Source organism: Paenibacillus sp. FSL R7-0302 (genome assembly GCF_038006885.1).
Lineage (GTDB): Bacteria > Bacillota > Bacilli > Paenibacillales > Paenibacillaceae > Paenibacillus_AQ.
In genome coordinates this window covers 2,344,856-2,359,971 of the sequence record NZ_JBBOWB010000001.1, presented here as the reverse complement: position 1 = coordinate 2,359,971, position 15,116 = coordinate 2,344,856, and the positions used below count along the sequence as shown (strand labels likewise).

Sequence of the window (15,116 nt, the reverse complement as noted above, 5' to 3'; positions counted from 1 at the left end):
CTGCCGGGTTGTTCCGAGCCCATGATCAGAACCATGAAGATACCAGATCATTGATCGGCTTGTAGATGAATATAATCAGCAGCAGCGGGCTGGGAACCTGAATTTTGAGCAGCGTGCATATCGTGGCAGTCATTCCGCCGATCCAGAGCAGACCCCACACCACACGATCACGCCGCTTCTGCCTGCCCTTCAGGGAGGACAGATCCATGGCTGCACAGCCTGCGGCAATCAGAGCAAACATCAGCACCAGCAGCATACAGGCTCACTCCTTAATATCTTCATAAAATGAATTATCAATCGTACCGATCCGGTTGATCGTTACACTGGCCTCGTAATGGACTGGCAGGGTCTTAAGATAGCCTTCTCCCCTCCGTGCCTTCAGCCTCTCCCACTCCTTGGGGCTCTTACGGTAAATGGATTGGCCGAAGCCGAAGATATCCACATTGAACTGCTTGCTGATTCCCTCTACAGCATCTTTCATCCGCTTGACAACCCGTTCCTCTGTCTCCTCTTCCAGTGATTTGATTTTGGCCTCCGTATCCAGCGTATCCGCGCCTTCAACTTCCTGCACATTGCATAGTGTTTCTGCGCTCAAATATATATGCGGCTCGCCGTCTATGATTTTCACCTTCCGGCTGGTAGTGGAGGTAAGCGCCTCTATAATGATCAGGCCTCCGGCTTCGTCTTTGAAATGCCCCGTATTTTTGGTGACATTATCAGTGACATAATTGAAGCCAACCGTTAGATCATCTTCTATCCAGCCAACCAGCTTATCCTTTTTGAATATGGCAACACTCTCATACCGGAGCTTCGTTCTGGGGTCTGTCTGTTCCACATTGCTTTTCTCACTGCCAGCCTCGGGATCACCCTGCACCACCACTCCGGTCAACACCGGGCTCTTGCCCTGGTAGAGCAGATCCTCGATGAATTTGTCCAGCGTGACCGCGACGGTCTTGGATGAAATTTTGTAGGATTTATCCAGGGAACTGAATAATTTAGTCGCCGGCAGCCGGTCCAGCGGGGTCAGCACCTTCAGAACATTCTCGGCGGTCGTCTTCCGTGCAACCATCACATAGAAGTCCATGCGCGGCTCCCGGCTTCTTTTAATCACATCCAGCGTCTTGCCCACCCCTTCCCGCGCCAGCTCTTCTCCGATCACCAGCACCCGGATATGGCCCAGATACGGAGAGCGGGAGCTGATCAGATTGAACTTACGGAGGGATTCATAGACCGTGGGCACTGTAAAATTATACTCAACCACGGGAACCCCGCTTCCCCCTGTTCCTCCCGCATTCTGTGAAGAGATCGAAGAGGGTATGACCACCTGCATCGTTACGTTGTAGCCATTCTCCGCTTTATCGAGGCCCATCGCCAGCACAAAAGCCAGTTCATTCAGCTCCTTCCTCTCCCAGCACCCGCTAAGCAATAGCGAAAGCAGCAGCAGGGGAAGGCAAGCCGCGGCAGCTCTTTTTATTCTGCCTGCCATATCAGGAACCCCCGCGTCTGGATCTGTTCTGGCGGTGCAGATTCTGTGTTCTATTCTCTTGCGGTCTTGTTCTCAGGAACGGCCAGGGGAACCTGAAGAAAGAATCCTTAAGGTCTGCCGGCCTGAAGGGCCCCAGCGGACTCATATAAGGAACGCCGAAGGAGCGCAGGCTGACGAGATGCAGCACCACTAAGAATACTCCGCACAATATTCCGTACAGTCCCATGAACCCGGCCAGCGCAATCAGGAAAAACCGGATAATGCGTGCAGCAATGGACATCCCGGCCTCGGGAATCACAAAGCTTGAGATCGCTGTAATGGATACAATGATAACCATCGCCGAGGAGATGAACCCTGCCGCAACCGCCGCTTGCCCGATGACCAGTGTTCCGACAATGGATACAGCCTGACCTACATTCTTAGGAATCCGTACCCCTGCTTCACGCAGAATCTCATAGGTTAATTCCATCATCAGCGCTTCGACAAAAGTCGGAAACGGTACCGTCTCCCGCTGGGCCGCCAGACTGATCACCAGATTGGTCGGGATCATCTCCTGATGATAGGTTGTGATAGCCACATAGAACGCAGGGGCAAACAAGGTGAGAAAAAAAGCCAGAAACCGGATGAACCGCAGCAGGGTAGAGATATCCGCACGCTGATAATAATCCTCCGCCGACTGAAAGAAGGAGACAAATACGGTCGGGGCCAGCAGTACAAAAGGGGTTCCGTCAACCAGGATAGCCACCTTCCCTTCCAGAATCCCCGCCGCGATGGTATCCGGCCGGTCACTGTTATAGATTGTCGGAAAGGGTGTCGCCACCTTGTCCTGAATAAATTCCTCGATATAGCCGCTCTCCAGAATACTGTCCGTATCAATGCTGTTCAGGCGCCGCTTTACCTCCTGCACCAGCTCTTTATTCGCAATGTGGCTGAGATACATAATCGAGACACTGGTCTGGGTGACACGGCCGATCTGCATGGTTTCCAGCCACAGCTGGCTATCTTTGATCTTGCGCCGGATTAACGCGGTGTTGGTCCGCAGATTCTCGCTGAACCCCTCCATAGGTCCGCGGACCACAGACTGCGAGCTGGGCTCACTTACCCCTCGGTCTTCCCAGCCGGGCAGCCCGATTCTCAGTGCTGACATCGTCCCCTCCACCATCAGCATCACGTTGCCGGATAACAGGTCGTGTACGAACTGGGCGTAATCCTGAACCAGGGTAAGATCACCGGCCATTAGGACACGGTTCGTCAAGATTTCCAGTTTCTTATCGGGGTCCTGTTCCTCCAGCAGAGCCGAGGTCCGCCCCTCCTGAAGCGAATACAGAATTGAATTATGCAGCAGCTGATTATCTATCAGACCATCAATATAAAAAATAGCCAGCTCCGTATGCTCTCCCAGCTTCAGTTGCTTTCGCACCAGGTCAGTGCTCTCGCCCAGCAGCTTGTACAGCTGTTCATTATTGACCTCCAGCCGGCTGGACAACTTACCCTCAACCGTACTCTTCATCCGGGCCACCTCTCCTTCCCGTGAACATTCTATTCAGGTTAGTTTGGTAGCATTGCTTGATAATTATTCCTAAAATGAGATCCGTGCCTGATTCACATAATTCTGGAAGGGGATGCCATACTAAGAGGAATTCCGGGTTAATAGGCCCTGGCGGTCACAAGTAAATGGGGGATAGAGATGAGTATTGAAAAAGATCGGATCAGTACGGCACAGTTGGTAATCCTCGGTCTTTTTACCTTTATCGGAGACATGGCTCTGGTCTATCCGGCAGCCATGACTGCAGAAGCCCATCAGGATGCCTGGATCGCCGCCTTGTTCAGCATTCCTCCGGGAATTGCACTAGTGTTCCTGTTTGTCACAGTCGCTAATATTAATCCGGACAAAAATATTATTGAAATCAGCCAGCAGGTGCTGGGGAGATGGCTTGGCAGCGCGGTAGGCGGGTACTATCTGTTCTTCTTCATCATCGCGGCCTCTACGTATGTCCGGGAAATTGAGGATTTCATGTGTACCCAGATCTACGAGGGAACTCCCGGCGGAGTGATCCGGTTCATGAGCATTGTTCTGCTGGTGTACGGTCTGCGCCTGGGGCTTGAGACGGTCGGACGGGCAGCGCAGGTGTTCTTTCCGCTGTTTGCCTTATTTCTGGTGGCCCTGATGGTGCTCTTATTTCCGCAGGTCCGGCTGGATCGTGTCTATCCCATGATGACTACACCTTTACCGGATATGCTGCATTCGATCATGATCGGTGTGTTTTACCCGTTCGGGGAGATCTGCGTGTTCTTCATGGTCTATCCTTACACCCGTAAGAACAGTAAAATTAACCGTGATATCTTCATCGCGCTCTGTATAGGCTCTGTAGGCCTGAACCTGATTCTGTTCCTCTCGCTGACTGTTCTCGGTGTCTATTTCTCCGAGCATAATTTCTATGCCGCCTATATCCTGGCCCAAAAAATCAATATCGCCAACTTTTTGCAGCGGCTTGAAGCACTTATGGCTACAGCCTGGATTATCACGACCTATTTCAAGACAGCACTCTACTTCTATGCCTTTGTACTCGGAACCGCGCAAATATTCAAGCTGAAAAGCCACCGCCCTCTAATCTTTCCTGTCGCCTTCCTGATTTACGGGCTTTCACAGCTCATCTCCAAGGATATCATCTTCTACGTCAAAGAAATCCCCCCCTACTGGGTGGACTGGAATTTAACCTATTCGCTCGCACTTCCACTTGTGATCCTCGTAGTATACAAAGTGAGGCAGCGCGCCGCTGCCTCATAAGCTGTAGAGCTATACGCTGTGCGGGGCTGATACGTCCAGACCTGTATATTCGAAGTAGTCAAAATATGCCGCCTTCGCCTGCTGGTCCAGATCCTGGGCGCAGATCCCGGCATAAGAGCCGGTAAAGCCCAGCTTGCCGCCGTGCTCATCCGAGAGAGTGCCGAAATCAAGTGGTGTACACATCGCTGTCCAGACCTCCCCGTCCCGCGAAGCGTAGAACATAATATCTCTGCCATGAATCTCTGCCTTCAAATAGTAACGCTCCCAGTCCTTCACCGATATCTGCATAGAGGAAATTTCCCCGTATTTGCCGGCCTGACACATTACGACCCCTAAAGCTACCCCTCTGAGTTCATCCGCTGTTACGCGCAGATAATAGTAATCCTTGTCATCATAGTAGAGCACCAGTCCAGCCATCTGCATGAAGCTGTCTGGCTTGTATTCCAGGCAGGTAGTCACGGTGCAGGCAAAATGCTGAATCGGCCTCCCGATCAGACTCTGGTCAAACAGCGATGCCAGGGATTCCCGGCCGCGGAGCCGCAAGAATCCGGGACGCTCCTGCAGGCTCACCCATGATTCATCGAACGGTACACGCAGACTCTGGTAGGGATAACCCAGCACACGGCCGTCAAAATCATCCCGCTCCGGCAAGGCATCGAACGGGTGCGGGGGAAGCTCCGGCGCTTCGGTCCGCAAGGCCGGCAGCTTCCCGCCGTGTGCCAGGCGCAGCCAGCCGTCCTCCGTCCATACGCAGCGCTGGATGGCCGTCTCCCGGCCCAGCGGATTCAGCTTGCCCGTTCCCGGGATCGGCCGGGTGCACAGATGAGCCATGTACCATTCCCCCGACTGCGTCTCCACCAGTGAGCCGTGCCCTGCCTGTTGGAAGGCATAGGTCAGATCATGAGCCGTAGTCATGACCGGGTAATCGGGATCGGTCTCATAAGGTCCGGTTAGGCTGCGGCTGCGCGCCATCGTGACCATATGATTCACTCCGGTGCCCCCTTCGGCAACCAGCAGATAGTAATAATCCCCGCGCTTGTACAATTGCGGTCCTTCCGTTACTCCTGTAGGAGTCCCCTGGTATATTTCATGAATAGGGCCGCTCAGCCTGCCGCTCTCAGGGTCATACTCCTGCATCACGATGCCGGAAAAATTGCTGTGATTCTGCCGGAAATCCCAGCGCATATTCAGCAGCCATTTGCGTCCGTCACTGTCATGAAACAGGAACGGGTCGAAACCGCTGCCGTTCAGCCGTACCGGCGGGCTCCAGGGTCCTTCAAGACTGGCAGCAGTGATCAGGTAGTTATGCAGATCCTTATATACACTTGAGCGGGACTTCACATCCGTAAACAGCAGGTAATATAAGCCGTTATCCCAGGAAATTGCCGGTGCCCAGATGGAGCCGGAGCTTCCGTTGCCGCGCAGATCCACCTGTGAGGTCGCGGTCAGCACTCTGGTAAGCGTATGCCAGTGCACCAGATCACGGGAATGATGAATCTCCACACCGGGGAACCATTCGAAGGTGGAGGTTGCGATATAATAATCATCACCCACCCTGAGGAAAGACGGATCAGGATGAAAGCCGGTCAACACCGGATTGACAATGGTTGAAGCCATGAATGTTACCCCCTGCTTGATGTAAGTTACAGATTGAATTGTACCTCTTGGATTCTATTGAAGAATCCCCGCTTTTATTGTAGCGCGTGAGGGAGCAGAAAGTTATAATGGGTTATAATAAAATGTTTGTATTTTGTCTTGTTGGAGGCTTCATAGAGTGATATGAAACAGCTATTCGAACCTGTTCTGTTTGCGAACCGGCAATCTCTGATCTGGGACTACCGCATCTATACCGACGACCATTACAAGGGATATTACCACTGGCATCAGTGCTGTGAGATCATGTTCGTGCATGGCGGGCAGGGCAGCATTGTTGTGAATCAGCAGATGTATGATATCCGGCCGGGCATGCTTTTCTTTTTCCAGCCGTATCAGCTGCACCGGATCTATTCAGAAGTATCACCAGCTTGTCCATTCGTACGCACGATCTTCTATCTCGATCCCCATATTGCCGAGAATCTGCTGCAGGGCTTCAGCAAGCGTAAGGCATTATTCTCTGCTCTCTGGCAGGGGGACAACCCGTATTGCGGCTTTGATCTTCGGGACCGGATTGAAGCCATAGAATGGTTTTATCAGAATTACAATGAGTTAAGGATGAAATTGTCCGAGGAAGACCCTGAGGATATCACGATGCTGCTCCTGCAGCTGCTAAGCTGCCTGGGAACAGACGGGCAGTCTCTGATCCCTGCCGGAGAACGGCGGAATCTCCGGTATTCGGAGCAGATCATGAACTGGATAGAGGCTCACTATCAGGAAGAGGTGAATCTGGATCAGCTTGCGGAGGAGACTCATCTCTCGAAATCCTATGTCTCGCGGATCTTTCATCAGGAAACTGGCGGCCGACTGGTCGACTATCTTACCGCCCGGCGGCTCAAGCAGGCCTGCCGGCTGCTCGGAACTACCGATATGCCTGTAGAGCAGATCGGCATCGCCGTCGGATTCCCGAACGCCTCCTATTTCAACCAGCTGTTCAAGCGGGTCCTCGGGACCACTCCGCTGAAGTACCGGAAAGGGAACATGTAGTTAAATGACAATATAACAATATTTCTTCATATCAAAGTGCAACTTTATATAACCATAGAACGCTATACTGAGGCCATATTCTAATTATTGGAGGCATCAGTGATGAGTACAGCATATTGGCAGGAAGTTATGAACCGGCTGGATACGAAGGTTACGCGGATGATCGAGCAGATCGGCGGGAAATGTCCGCATTTCGCCGGAGAAGACGGTAAGTTCGATGATATCGCCTCCGACTGGTGGACAACCGGCTTCTGGCCGGGGATGCTCTGGATTATGCATGATATGACCGGCAAGGACCACTATAAGGATGCAGCCTGGCCCTGGGATGAGACGCTGGAGCAATGGTTCGTTAAGCCGACCGTGGAGCTGCATCATGATGTTGGTTTTCAGTTCCTGGCTACAGCCGTAATCAAGAACGTTCTGACCGGGGATGAGGATGGCTTGCGCCGGGGACTTGAGGCCGCTAATTTCCTGGCCGCACGCTATAATCCGGTTGGCAGGTTCATCCGCGCCTGGAATGAGGACAAACACGGCTGGGTGATTATCGACTGCATGCTGAACATCTCCCTCCTGTTCTGGGCAAGCAAGGTGACTGGCGATCCGCGCTATAGACATATTGCGGTCAGCCATGCGGAGACTGCGATGCAGTATGGTGTACGGGAGGATGGATCGACCAAGCATATCCTCTCCTTCGATGCCGAGACTGGCGCATATATCGAGAATTTCGGCGGTCAGGGCTATTCCGCGGAATCCTGCTGGAGCCGGGGGGCTGCCTGGGGACTGTACGGCTTCATTAATACTTACCGCCACACCGGAGATGAACGTTTCCTGAATACTTCGAAGCGGATTGCCCATTATTTCATCTCTGCCCTTCCGGAGGATCATGTGCCTTACTGGGACTTCCGGCTGGCAGACGACAAGCGGATGTTCAGAGACAGCTCCGCTGCATCCATCGCGGCATCAGGCTTACTGGAGCTGGCTGACATCGTGCCGCTTGGCGAGCAAAGCCTCTACGCTAATGCCGCAGAGCGGATTCTGCGTTCACTGACCGAGAACTATGCCACCTGGGACCAGCCGGAGCATGAGGCGATTCTGCTCCATGGTGCAGGCAGCGGTGACTCCTTCATCGATGTATCGCTGATCTACGGTGACTATTACTATGTCGAAGCTGTCGCTAAGCTGAACGGCTGGAAGCATCGTATTTTTTAGTCTGGTTATGGCATAACAACAAACAGCGGGCCTCCCTATCCTTGGGGATTAGCACATAAAACAAACAGCGAACCCCCGCCATGGGAGATTCGCTGTTTGTTTTTTTAAACTTATGATTCTTAAAAGCTCAAAGATTTGCAGGTAGGATTCCTGCATTTCATGCAGCAATCTTCACGAATACACAACTATTCGGATTCAAAGTTCTAATACATGCAACACTTATAATGTTTAACACGTTCCCCCGCTTATGCGGCGTACGAATGCTTATCCCCGCTGCTCATCCAGCCACAGAATAGCCGTCACACCGCGCGGATAATATTTGCTGCCGGTGATCTCGCCAGAGATAATCTGGTCGCTCCAGCTCCAGACCGAGAGCTGCGGATGCGTAAGCCAGCTTACATGTGCCGAATCGGCTGCATGGCCCTTGTCCCCCCACTCCAGACCGAGAATTTGTCTGGCGATGAACTGACACAGATAAATCTTGCTCAGCCAGCTGTTGTTGCTGGTGGAGGAGATTTTCCAGCCACCGTCTTCGAACAGGCAGACTCCCTCCACAAGCACAGCCTTCAGATGAGTGTCAAGTGCCCCGATATATTCACCGAACCGCCCCCCGCGCTCCAGAGCTCCCTTGCAGCCGGTGAAGTAAGGGAACACGAGGCCTTCAATCGCCGGAATAATCTTCGAGTCATTGCCTTCTCCGATTACTGCCGGGATATAGCCGCCTTCGGTAACACTGCCCACGATGGTTGCTGCGCAGAGCTCGGCCTGTCTGCCGGCAGTCTGTGACAGCTCCGTATTGCCGTTATCGCGGAAAATCTTCTCCATCGCCAAATATGCTGCCCAGCACTTACCCGCCAGATAAATATTGTTGCGCGCCTGGCCCAGTGACACATCCAGACTGTCGTACGTAGTAATCTCCGCACCGCCCATGGTCCGTGAGCTGTCGAGCGCCATCACACCGTTGCGTTTCGCCGGGTCCGGATGATCCCGGTTGAGCATACTTTGCAGGCAGCTCTCCAGTACCGTCAGATTGCGCTCCATCCAGCTGCGGTCGCCCGTGTGCTCCACATAGGTTGCTGCAGTGAGAATCCAGTTGACCAATTGCTCGTGGGTCATATGCGAGAAGCAGCCGTCAATGCCGTACAGCTCATAGGAGGAATACCCCGGACGCGACACGGCGTTGGCTACTCCCATATCATGCGTGAAGCTAAGTCCGCCCGGATATTCGGTGCTATCTCCCGGGAAACGGACGGTGTCCACATAACTGAACCGGTCCACGAACATATCCAGCTCATTGCGTACGGTCCACGGGTTCATCTTCAGCTCGTAGAACAGCTGGTCAACCGTAAGGTCGAAGGTGTTCATCATCCGGTATTCGCCTTCGTTGACGACCCAGAATGGCTGGCCTTTGTACTCCAAGAGTTCGGTGGAGCCGTAATAGCTGCGGATGGCGTGAGCAAGCATGAAGGTCTGATCTTCGCTGAGCCCTGTTCCTTCCAGCATGGAGTTAGCCTGCATGGCCTGCTGCTTCAGCTGATCGAAATGGGACAGCGCATATTCCGCTACCGCCTCTACATTGCTGTAATAACGGTTATAGTAATAACTGGCATCCATCCCCGAGGTCACATAGCCCGACCGGTGGAAGCAGACTGCGAAGCGGTAGACCTTCCGTTCACCCGCAGGCACATCCATGACAAGTGCACCCACTTGACCCAGTCCGAAGGTCCAGTTCTCCTCCAGCTCCGCAGTGAGGATATCCTCCATAGTGAAGTGCATGGCGGACTTGACGCTTCCCTGTTCAGCGGCGATCGCCAGGAACCGGCCCTGGCCGACACCGGTCAGATTCTCCTTGCCTCCATCGAATCTTCTAAGGGCGCTATACGGGTCATTCCCCTGGAAGCCGAAGAAAGCACGGCGCGCAGAGCTGCCCGCTGTGTTATCGACTTCAAGCTCTACCAGCACGGCTGGCAACAGCACTTCCTTCAGCTCTGCATCCGAGGCCGTCTCCGGGTCCGGCACCGGCCGCACTGGTGACAGAATGCGGAAGGTCAGATCGCCTGCCTGCCAGCTGTCGGCGGTAAGCCGGAAATCGCGCGTAATCTCGTCTTCCCCGAAGTGAAACAGTATCTGCGGCTTATCCGGGCTCGGGTCCGGGTTCTCGATGTCATAGCGCTTGCTCTCATCGTCACTGCCCTGCTCATGGAAAGGCAAGGTATCGAAGCCGCGGCCGTCCTTACGTTCCAGGCCAATATATACGTTCTGTCTCGGCGGCTTACCCGCTTCCAGATCGAAACCGCCGGACGCTCCCTTGAACCCCAGAGTGAAGCTGGAAAAAGAACCAATCGGTGAATGATGGGCATTGAAAAACGGATTTGTCGGCATAACGTAAATGCACTCCCTCCAGACTGTGTCCCGGCACTACCGGGATCATAGCTCTATGTTAGCGCCGGCCCGGCTTATGTAACAGGCGTAAAGCGGCCAATTTTTTGGACAAATCAATCGGACGCGGCAGCCTATGTTATAATAAAGCCAACTTTTAGTGAAAAAGAGGCATGCGTATGAACGTTTTAGAACCCGGTACACAGCATTCCATGGACGGCCGGATGTCCCCGGATATACAGGCTGCCTTCCATATATTCGCTGCCCACTGGCGCAAGGTGAACAGGGAGTGGCAATATCCGGCGCACACCCATCCGATGTTCGAGATCAATATCGTCCTGCAGGGTTCGCAGCAAATGACCGTAGGCGGGCAATCTTACATCCAGCACAGCGGCGACATTCTGTTCATCCGCCCAAGTGTCCTGCATTCCAGTCTGGGTACGGTTTCAGAGGATGAGATGACCTATTATTGCCTGCATTTCGACATTGATGATCTGGTCCTGCGCCGTTCCCTGATGACGATGGACACTGTCAGCCTAAGCGGTGACACTCCGGAGCTGCAGGCGATCCGTTCTTCGCTCGATGCAATTATCAGCTCGACGATCCTCCCTGATGCCAGCGATACCCAGCGGGGCCGGCTGGTGACGCTCAATGCTTCGCTGCAGTTGTTCACCGCACTCAGCAGCTGGGTGCTGGCTGCATTGCCCTCCCCTGCCCGAAGCACCCTACCGGGCGTTACGGAGAAAACCGTTGCCCTGGCGAATGCCATTGAAGGACTGCTGCAGGAATCCGTATTCACCGCTGCGGCAACCGGCAGCCGGGGCGGAAGCATCGAAGACATAGCCGCAAGGCTTGGCTATAGCCCGAGTCACTGTAACCGCGCCTTCCGGCAAATCTACGGACTGCCCCCGAGGCAGTATCTCTCTGACCTGATTATCCGCCATGCCAAGCTGCTCCTGCTGGATAACAGCCTGTCCGTGGAGAGTATCGCCTACAGGCTCGGCTACCGTGATGTCTCCCATTTCAGCAAGCAGTTCAAGCGCTGGACCGGCCTGCCGCCCATGGGCTACCGTCAGCTTACGGAGGAACCGGGGAAGACAGACGGCAATGCGTTATCCGCTACTGCGCAGGGAATTATAACAAAAACTCCGCAAACCATTATATAATGGCCTGCGGAGTTTTTTTATTCTCCCCCAGAAGACACACACCTATTACCCCTTGGTGGCCCCTGACGCAATCCCCTTAACGAAATACTTCTGCAGGAAGATAAACACGATCAGCACAGGCACGACCGACATGGCGGTTCCGGCAAAAATCATATCCCAGCGCGAGGAGAATTCCCCGATATACCGGTAGATTTCTACAACCATTGTCTTAGCCTGGCCTGAAGGCAGAACCAGCATCGGCATCAGGAAGTCATTCCAGATCCCCAGACCGTTCAGCACCACCATACTTGCCGTAACCGGCCCGAGCAGCGGGAAGACGATCCTCCAGAAAATCCCGTAGCGGGAGCACCCGTCAATCTCTGCGGCCTCTTCGATCTCCCGTGGAATACCTTTGACGAAGCTGGTATAGAGCAGGCATCCGAAGCCTACGGCACCGGCGACATAGATCATGATAGGTCCCGCCAGACTGCCGTACAGGCCGAGTATTCTCAGCTCTTTGAACAGCGGAATCATATACGCCTGGAACGGAATCATCATCCCGGCCAGGAAATAGATGAAGACCAGCCGCGTCCAGCGGGCATTTCTGCGTTCAATCGCGTAACCTGCCATCGGAATAATCAGCACCTGGGCGACAATCGCCACTACGGTCAGAATAAGACTGTTAAGGATCGCACGCGGAAATTCGGTCTCCGTAAGCAGATATTTGAAGCTGTCTAAATACAGTGTCTTCGGAAGAGCAACCGCATCGCGCATAATCTCGGCGTTGCTTTTGAACGCGGACATCAGATTAAAGAAAATCGGGAAGAAAAAGATAACCGCTACCAGGAGCGTTATGACAAACAGGACAATTTCAGTGATTCTCCGCTTGGTCTGCATCGTCATCTTAGAGCTGCACCTCCCGTTTCTGCAGGAATTTAACCTGGATGACCGTAATGATGAGAATAATCAGGAACAGGACCATGGCCAGAGCAGTGCCGAAGCCTTGTCTCAGCTCCCCGAAGCCTACTTTGTAGATAATATAAGTTAATGTCTCTGTCTCAAAGCCCGGGCCGCCGTCGGTCATTACGGCAATCTGGTCAAATATCTTCAGCGCACTGATCATAGAGAGCACCATGCACACAGTCATCGAACCCGCAAGCAGCGGGAACGTAATATGCCGGAACTGCTGCCAGCCGCCTGCACCGTCAATGCTGGCCGCTTCATTAAGCTCCTGCGGAATGCCCTGCAGTCCGGCCAGATAAATGATCATATAATAACCCGCGCCTTTCCAGACCGTTGACAGAATAATCGACAGCATAGCGTATTTCGGATTACCCAGCCAGTCCACGATATAGTCGCCTAAACCGACGGAGGTCAGGATCTGGTTAAACACGCCGAAGTTGTAATTCAGAATCATTGCCCAGACAAAGCCCATGACGATCCCGCTGAGCAGGGTCGGGAAATAGAAGATACTTCTGAATAAATTGCGGAACCAGCGTACCTTGTCGACCATTAAGGCCATGGCGATTGCAGCAATGTTCTCAAGCAGAACCAGCGTAATTGTCATAACTAAAGTGTTCTTCAATGCGTTCTGCACCCGCGGACTCTGGAAGATCTCGACGAAATTGGCGAATCCGATATACCGGATATCGCTGCTGATCCCGTCCCATGATGTGAAGCTTAGGTAGACGCTGCCTGCTGTAGGGACAATGACAAACAGTGTGTATAAAAGGAATGACGGCAGGATGAACAACAGCGCGTAGGACTGCCATCTTTTCTTTTTCTTACCCGGCTTCTCTGCGGCTATCAATGACTTGTCTGTATTCACGATGGATGTAGCCATGGTTCCTCTCCCCTCCCTGGGACGCGCTTGTTCAGATAAGGGAACCGCTGCCGGAGCAGAGGTTCCCTTCCGGCGCTTTTATTTACAGTGAATTGGCTTTGACCTGATTGTCATATTCGGTATCGGCCTTCTTCATATATTCCGTGACGTCCGCATCGTTCACTACCATATCCTGGAGCAGCTTATAGTACCAGTTGCGGAATTGCGGAGGAATCAGGTTATCGCCCCACCAGTTGTTGATGGCCAGAGATTTGGTTACGTTCGTGTCGGCAATGAGATCAAGTGCAACCTGCATTTGCTCGCTGGTCTCATAGGTTACTTTCTCTTTGGTGGAAGGAATGGCATTGATCGAAGCCAGATAGACCGAGTACTGTTCCGGTTCAAAGAAGAAGCGGATGAAGTCTTTGATCGCTGCCGTCTTATCGGCATCCTTAGCGGCATCCGCGGATAACGACCAGCCGGCCGGTGACGGCAGACCGATAACATTCACTTTACCTTCGCGGTCCGGGATCGCGTAGAAGCCGAATTCGAAGCCTGGATCAGCTTCAGCAATCTGGGTAAACATCCAGGTGCCGGAATACAGCTGTGCGGCTTTGCCGGATACCAGAATCGAAGCGGTCTGATTATCTGCGGTGCTCAGCCAGCCTTTGTCCACATAGTTCTTGAACAGCTCTTTGAAATCAGTCATGGCCTGAACTACAGCAGGATCTGCGAAGCTGACGGTCTTAGCCGTACGCTTGGCGTTCCAGTCCGGGTCTTTGCTGTAGACATCGTCAATCAGGAATTTATTGACCCAGAAGCCCATATGGAAGATATCCTTACCGCCTACTACCAGCGGGGAGATACCTGTTGTTTTCAATTTTTCCTGGATGGCAATGAACTCGTCATAGGTCTTGGGAAGCTCGGTGATCCCGGCGTCCGCGTAGGCTTTTTTGCTGTAAATGATCCCTTGCGGTGCGTTGACCTGCATGGGAGCGTTCCATACTTTGCCGTCCACCTGCGGCGGCGATTCGAACAGATCCAGCAGATCGGCTGGAAGCTCTACAATTTTGCCGGCATCTGCGAATACCTGGGTGTCACGCATTTCCACCAGATCCGGGAATTCTCCAACCGCATCCTTCGTCTTCAGCCAGTCCAGATAAGCCGCCGATGAGGTTTCACTTAAGTCTTTGATGGTGACGTTAGGATTCGCTTCCATGAATTTCTTAACGGTATCGGCTATGGCTTTCTTGGTCGCCGGATCACCTGACGCATAACCGATGGTGAAGCTGACGTCCTTCTTCGCAGAATCAGTAGCTGCAGCATTCCCTGCCGGAGCTTCAGTCGCGGCTGCGTTGCCGCCGCTGGCCTTGTTATTGTTATTTCCGCCGCATGCGGTGAGTACAGTGGTTGCTGCGAGCAGCATGACGGATAATTTCGTAATGGTGTTCTTCATATCTTGAGTAACCTCCCCTTGGGTATACAGCCCGGAAGCTGGCGGCCCGATGTGCGCATCATCGCCCGTAAGCGTTTCCTTATGCTCCAAGAATAGCATTCAGCCCTCAGGGTTAGAATGAACTAATTTAAGAGGGAGGTGCGGTAAATTTAAGAAGATGTGCAACATGTAACTTCTTATATTCACAGAAA

Annotated in this window: 12 protein-coding genes; 4 read left to right on the top strand and 8 right to left on the bottom strand. The window is 53.0% G+C overall.

Going from position 1 to position 15,116, the window contains the following annotated elements; all coding sequences use genetic code 11:
- Positions 1-25 precede the first annotated feature (25 nt).
- The 3 genes from MKY96_RS10270 to MKY96_RS10260 are packed head-to-tail and all read right to left on the bottom strand — an operon-like array spanning position 26 to position 2,996.
- Positions 26-256 (bottom strand): hypothetical protein, encoded by a 231-nt coding sequence (locus MKY96_RS10270; RefSeq protein ID WP_340940184.1) that lies wholly within the window; start codon positions 254-256, stop codon positions 26-28.
- Between the two features lie 6 nt (positions 257-262).
- Positions 263-1,486, bottom strand: coding sequence for a Ger(x)C family spore germination protein (locus MKY96_RS10265; protein ID WP_340940182.1), 1,224 nt, complete (start codon positions 1,484-1,486; stop codon positions 263-265).
- Position 1,487: 1 nt separating this feature from the next.
- Positions 1,488-2,996: a spore germination protein gene (locus MKY96_RS10260; protein ID WP_340940180.1), complete on the bottom strand. Its 1,509-nt coding sequence runs from the start codon at positions 2,994-2,996 to the stop codon at positions 1,488-1,490.
- A gap of 177 nt (positions 2,997-3,173) precedes the next feature.
- On the opposite strand from MKY96_RS10260, the gene MKY96_RS10255 reads away from it, so the two are divergent.
- The gene (locus MKY96_RS10255; protein ID WP_340940177.1) at positions 3,174-4,274 is read left to right on the top strand and encodes a GerAB/ArcD/ProY family transporter; all 1,101 of its coding nucleotides are present in this window, start codon (positions 3,174-3,176) and stop codon (positions 4,272-4,274) included.
- Between the two features lie 9 nt (positions 4,275-4,283).
- Here the strand turns inward: MKY96_RS10255 and MKY96_RS10250 are convergent, their stop codons facing one another.
- Complete coding sequence (locus MKY96_RS10250; protein ID WP_340940176.1) at positions 4,284-5,891, bottom strand: glycoside hydrolase family 43 protein; 1,608 nt, start codon at positions 5,889-5,891, stop codon at positions 4,284-4,286.
- A 162-nt stretch (positions 5,892-6,053) separates the two neighbouring features.
- Here MKY96_RS10250 and MKY96_RS10245 point away from each other — a divergent pair, with 162 nt between their 5' ends.
- The gene (locus MKY96_RS10245; protein ID WP_340940174.1) at positions 6,054-6,914 is read left to right on the top strand and encodes an AraC family transcriptional regulator; all 861 of its coding nucleotides are present in this window, start codon (positions 6,054-6,056) and stop codon (positions 6,912-6,914) included.
- Positions 6,915-7,016: 102 nt separating this feature from the next.
- The gene (locus MKY96_RS10240; protein WP_340940172.1) at positions 7,017-8,123 is read left to right on the top strand and encodes a glycoside hydrolase family 88 protein; all 1,107 of its coding nucleotides are present in this window, start codon (positions 7,017-7,019) and stop codon (positions 8,121-8,123) included.
- A gap of 264 nt (positions 8,124-8,387) precedes the next feature.
- Here the strand turns inward: MKY96_RS10240 and MKY96_RS10235 are convergent, their stop codons facing one another.
- Entirely contained in the window at positions 8,388-10,505 is a 2,118-nt protein-coding gene (locus tag MKY96_RS10235) for a glycoside hydrolase family 52 protein (RefSeq protein WP_340940170.1), read from the bottom strand.
- A gap of 176 nt (positions 10,506-10,681) precedes the next feature.
- Between MKY96_RS10235 and MKY96_RS10230 the strand changes: the two genes are divergently transcribed.
- Positions 10,682-11,668, top strand: a complete 987-nt coding sequence (locus MKY96_RS10230; protein ID WP_340940168.1) for an AraC family transcriptional regulator — start codon at positions 10,682-10,684, stop codon at positions 11,666-11,668.
- Positions 11,669-11,713: 45 nt separating this feature from the next.
- Here MKY96_RS10230 and MKY96_RS10225 read toward each other — a convergent pair whose 3' ends face one another.
- The 3 genes from MKY96_RS10225 to MKY96_RS10215 form a co-directional block, all read right to left on the bottom strand.
- A complete protein-coding gene (locus tag MKY96_RS10225) occupies positions 11,714-12,544 on the bottom strand; it encodes a carbohydrate ABC transporter permease (protein WP_425355134.1) in 831 nt (276 codons plus the stop codon).
- 7 nt (positions 12,545-12,551) lie between these two features.
- Positions 12,552-13,490, bottom strand: coding sequence for a carbohydrate ABC transporter permease (locus tag MKY96_RS10220; protein ID WP_340940167.1), 939 nt, complete (start codon positions 13,488-13,490; stop codon positions 12,552-12,554).
- Positions 13,491-13,572: 82 nt separating this feature from the next.
- Entirely contained in the window at positions 13,573-14,925 is a 1,353-nt protein-coding gene (locus MKY96_RS10215) for an ABC transporter substrate-binding protein (RefSeq protein ID WP_340940166.1), read from the bottom strand.
- Positions 14,926-15,116: the final 191 nt, after the last annotated feature.

What these genes read in the sequence shown, in the direction of transcription:
- MKY96_RS10220 (WP_340940167.1), bottom strand. Translation starts at nt 13,490, where the DNA reads ATGGCTACATCCATCGTGAATACAGACAAGTCATTGATAGCCGCAGAG.
- MKY96_RS10225 (WP_425355134.1), bottom strand. Translation starts at nt 12,544, where the DNA reads ATGCAGACCAAGCGGAGAATCACTGAAATTGTCCTGTTTGTCATAACG.
- MKY96_RS10230 (WP_340940168.1), top strand. Translation starts at nt 10,682, where the DNA reads ATGAACGTTTTAGAACCCGGTACACAGCATTCCATGGACGGCCGGATG.
- MKY96_RS10240 (WP_340940172.1), top strand. Translation starts at nt 7,017, where the DNA reads ATGAGTACAGCATATTGGCAGGAAGTTATGAACCGGCTGGATACGAAG.
- MKY96_RS10270 (WP_340940184.1), bottom strand. Translation starts at nt 256, where the DNA reads ATGCTGCTGGTGCTGATGTTTGCTCTGATTGCCGCAGGCTGTGCAGCC.
- MKY96_RS10265 (WP_340940182.1), bottom strand. Translation starts at nt 1,486, where the DNA reads ATGGCAGGCAGAATAAAAAGAGCTGCCGCGGCTTGCCTTCCCCTGCTG.
- MKY96_RS10245 (WP_340940174.1), top strand. Translation starts at nt 6,054, where the DNA reads ATGAAACAGCTATTCGAACCTGTTCTGTTTGCGAACCGGCAATCTCTG.
- MKY96_RS10235 (WP_340940170.1), bottom strand. Translation starts at nt 10,505, where the DNA reads ATGCCGACAAATCCGTTTTTCAATGCCCATCATTCACCGATTGGTTCT.
- MKY96_RS10260 (WP_340940180.1), bottom strand. Translation starts at nt 2,996, where the DNA reads ATGAAGAGTACGGTTGAGGGTAAGTTGTCCAGCCGGCTGGAGGTCAAT.
- MKY96_RS10215 (WP_340940166.1), bottom strand. Translation starts at nt 14,925, where the DNA reads ATGAAGAACACCATTACGAAATTATCCGTCATGCTGCTCGCAGCAACC.
- MKY96_RS10255 (WP_340940177.1), top strand. Translation starts at nt 3,174, where the DNA reads ATGAGTATTGAAAAAGATCGGATCAGTACGGCACAGTTGGTAATCCTC.
- MKY96_RS10250 (WP_340940176.1), bottom strand. Translation starts at nt 5,891, where the DNA reads ATGGCTTCAACCATTGTCAATCCGGTGTTGACCGGCTTTCATCCTGAT.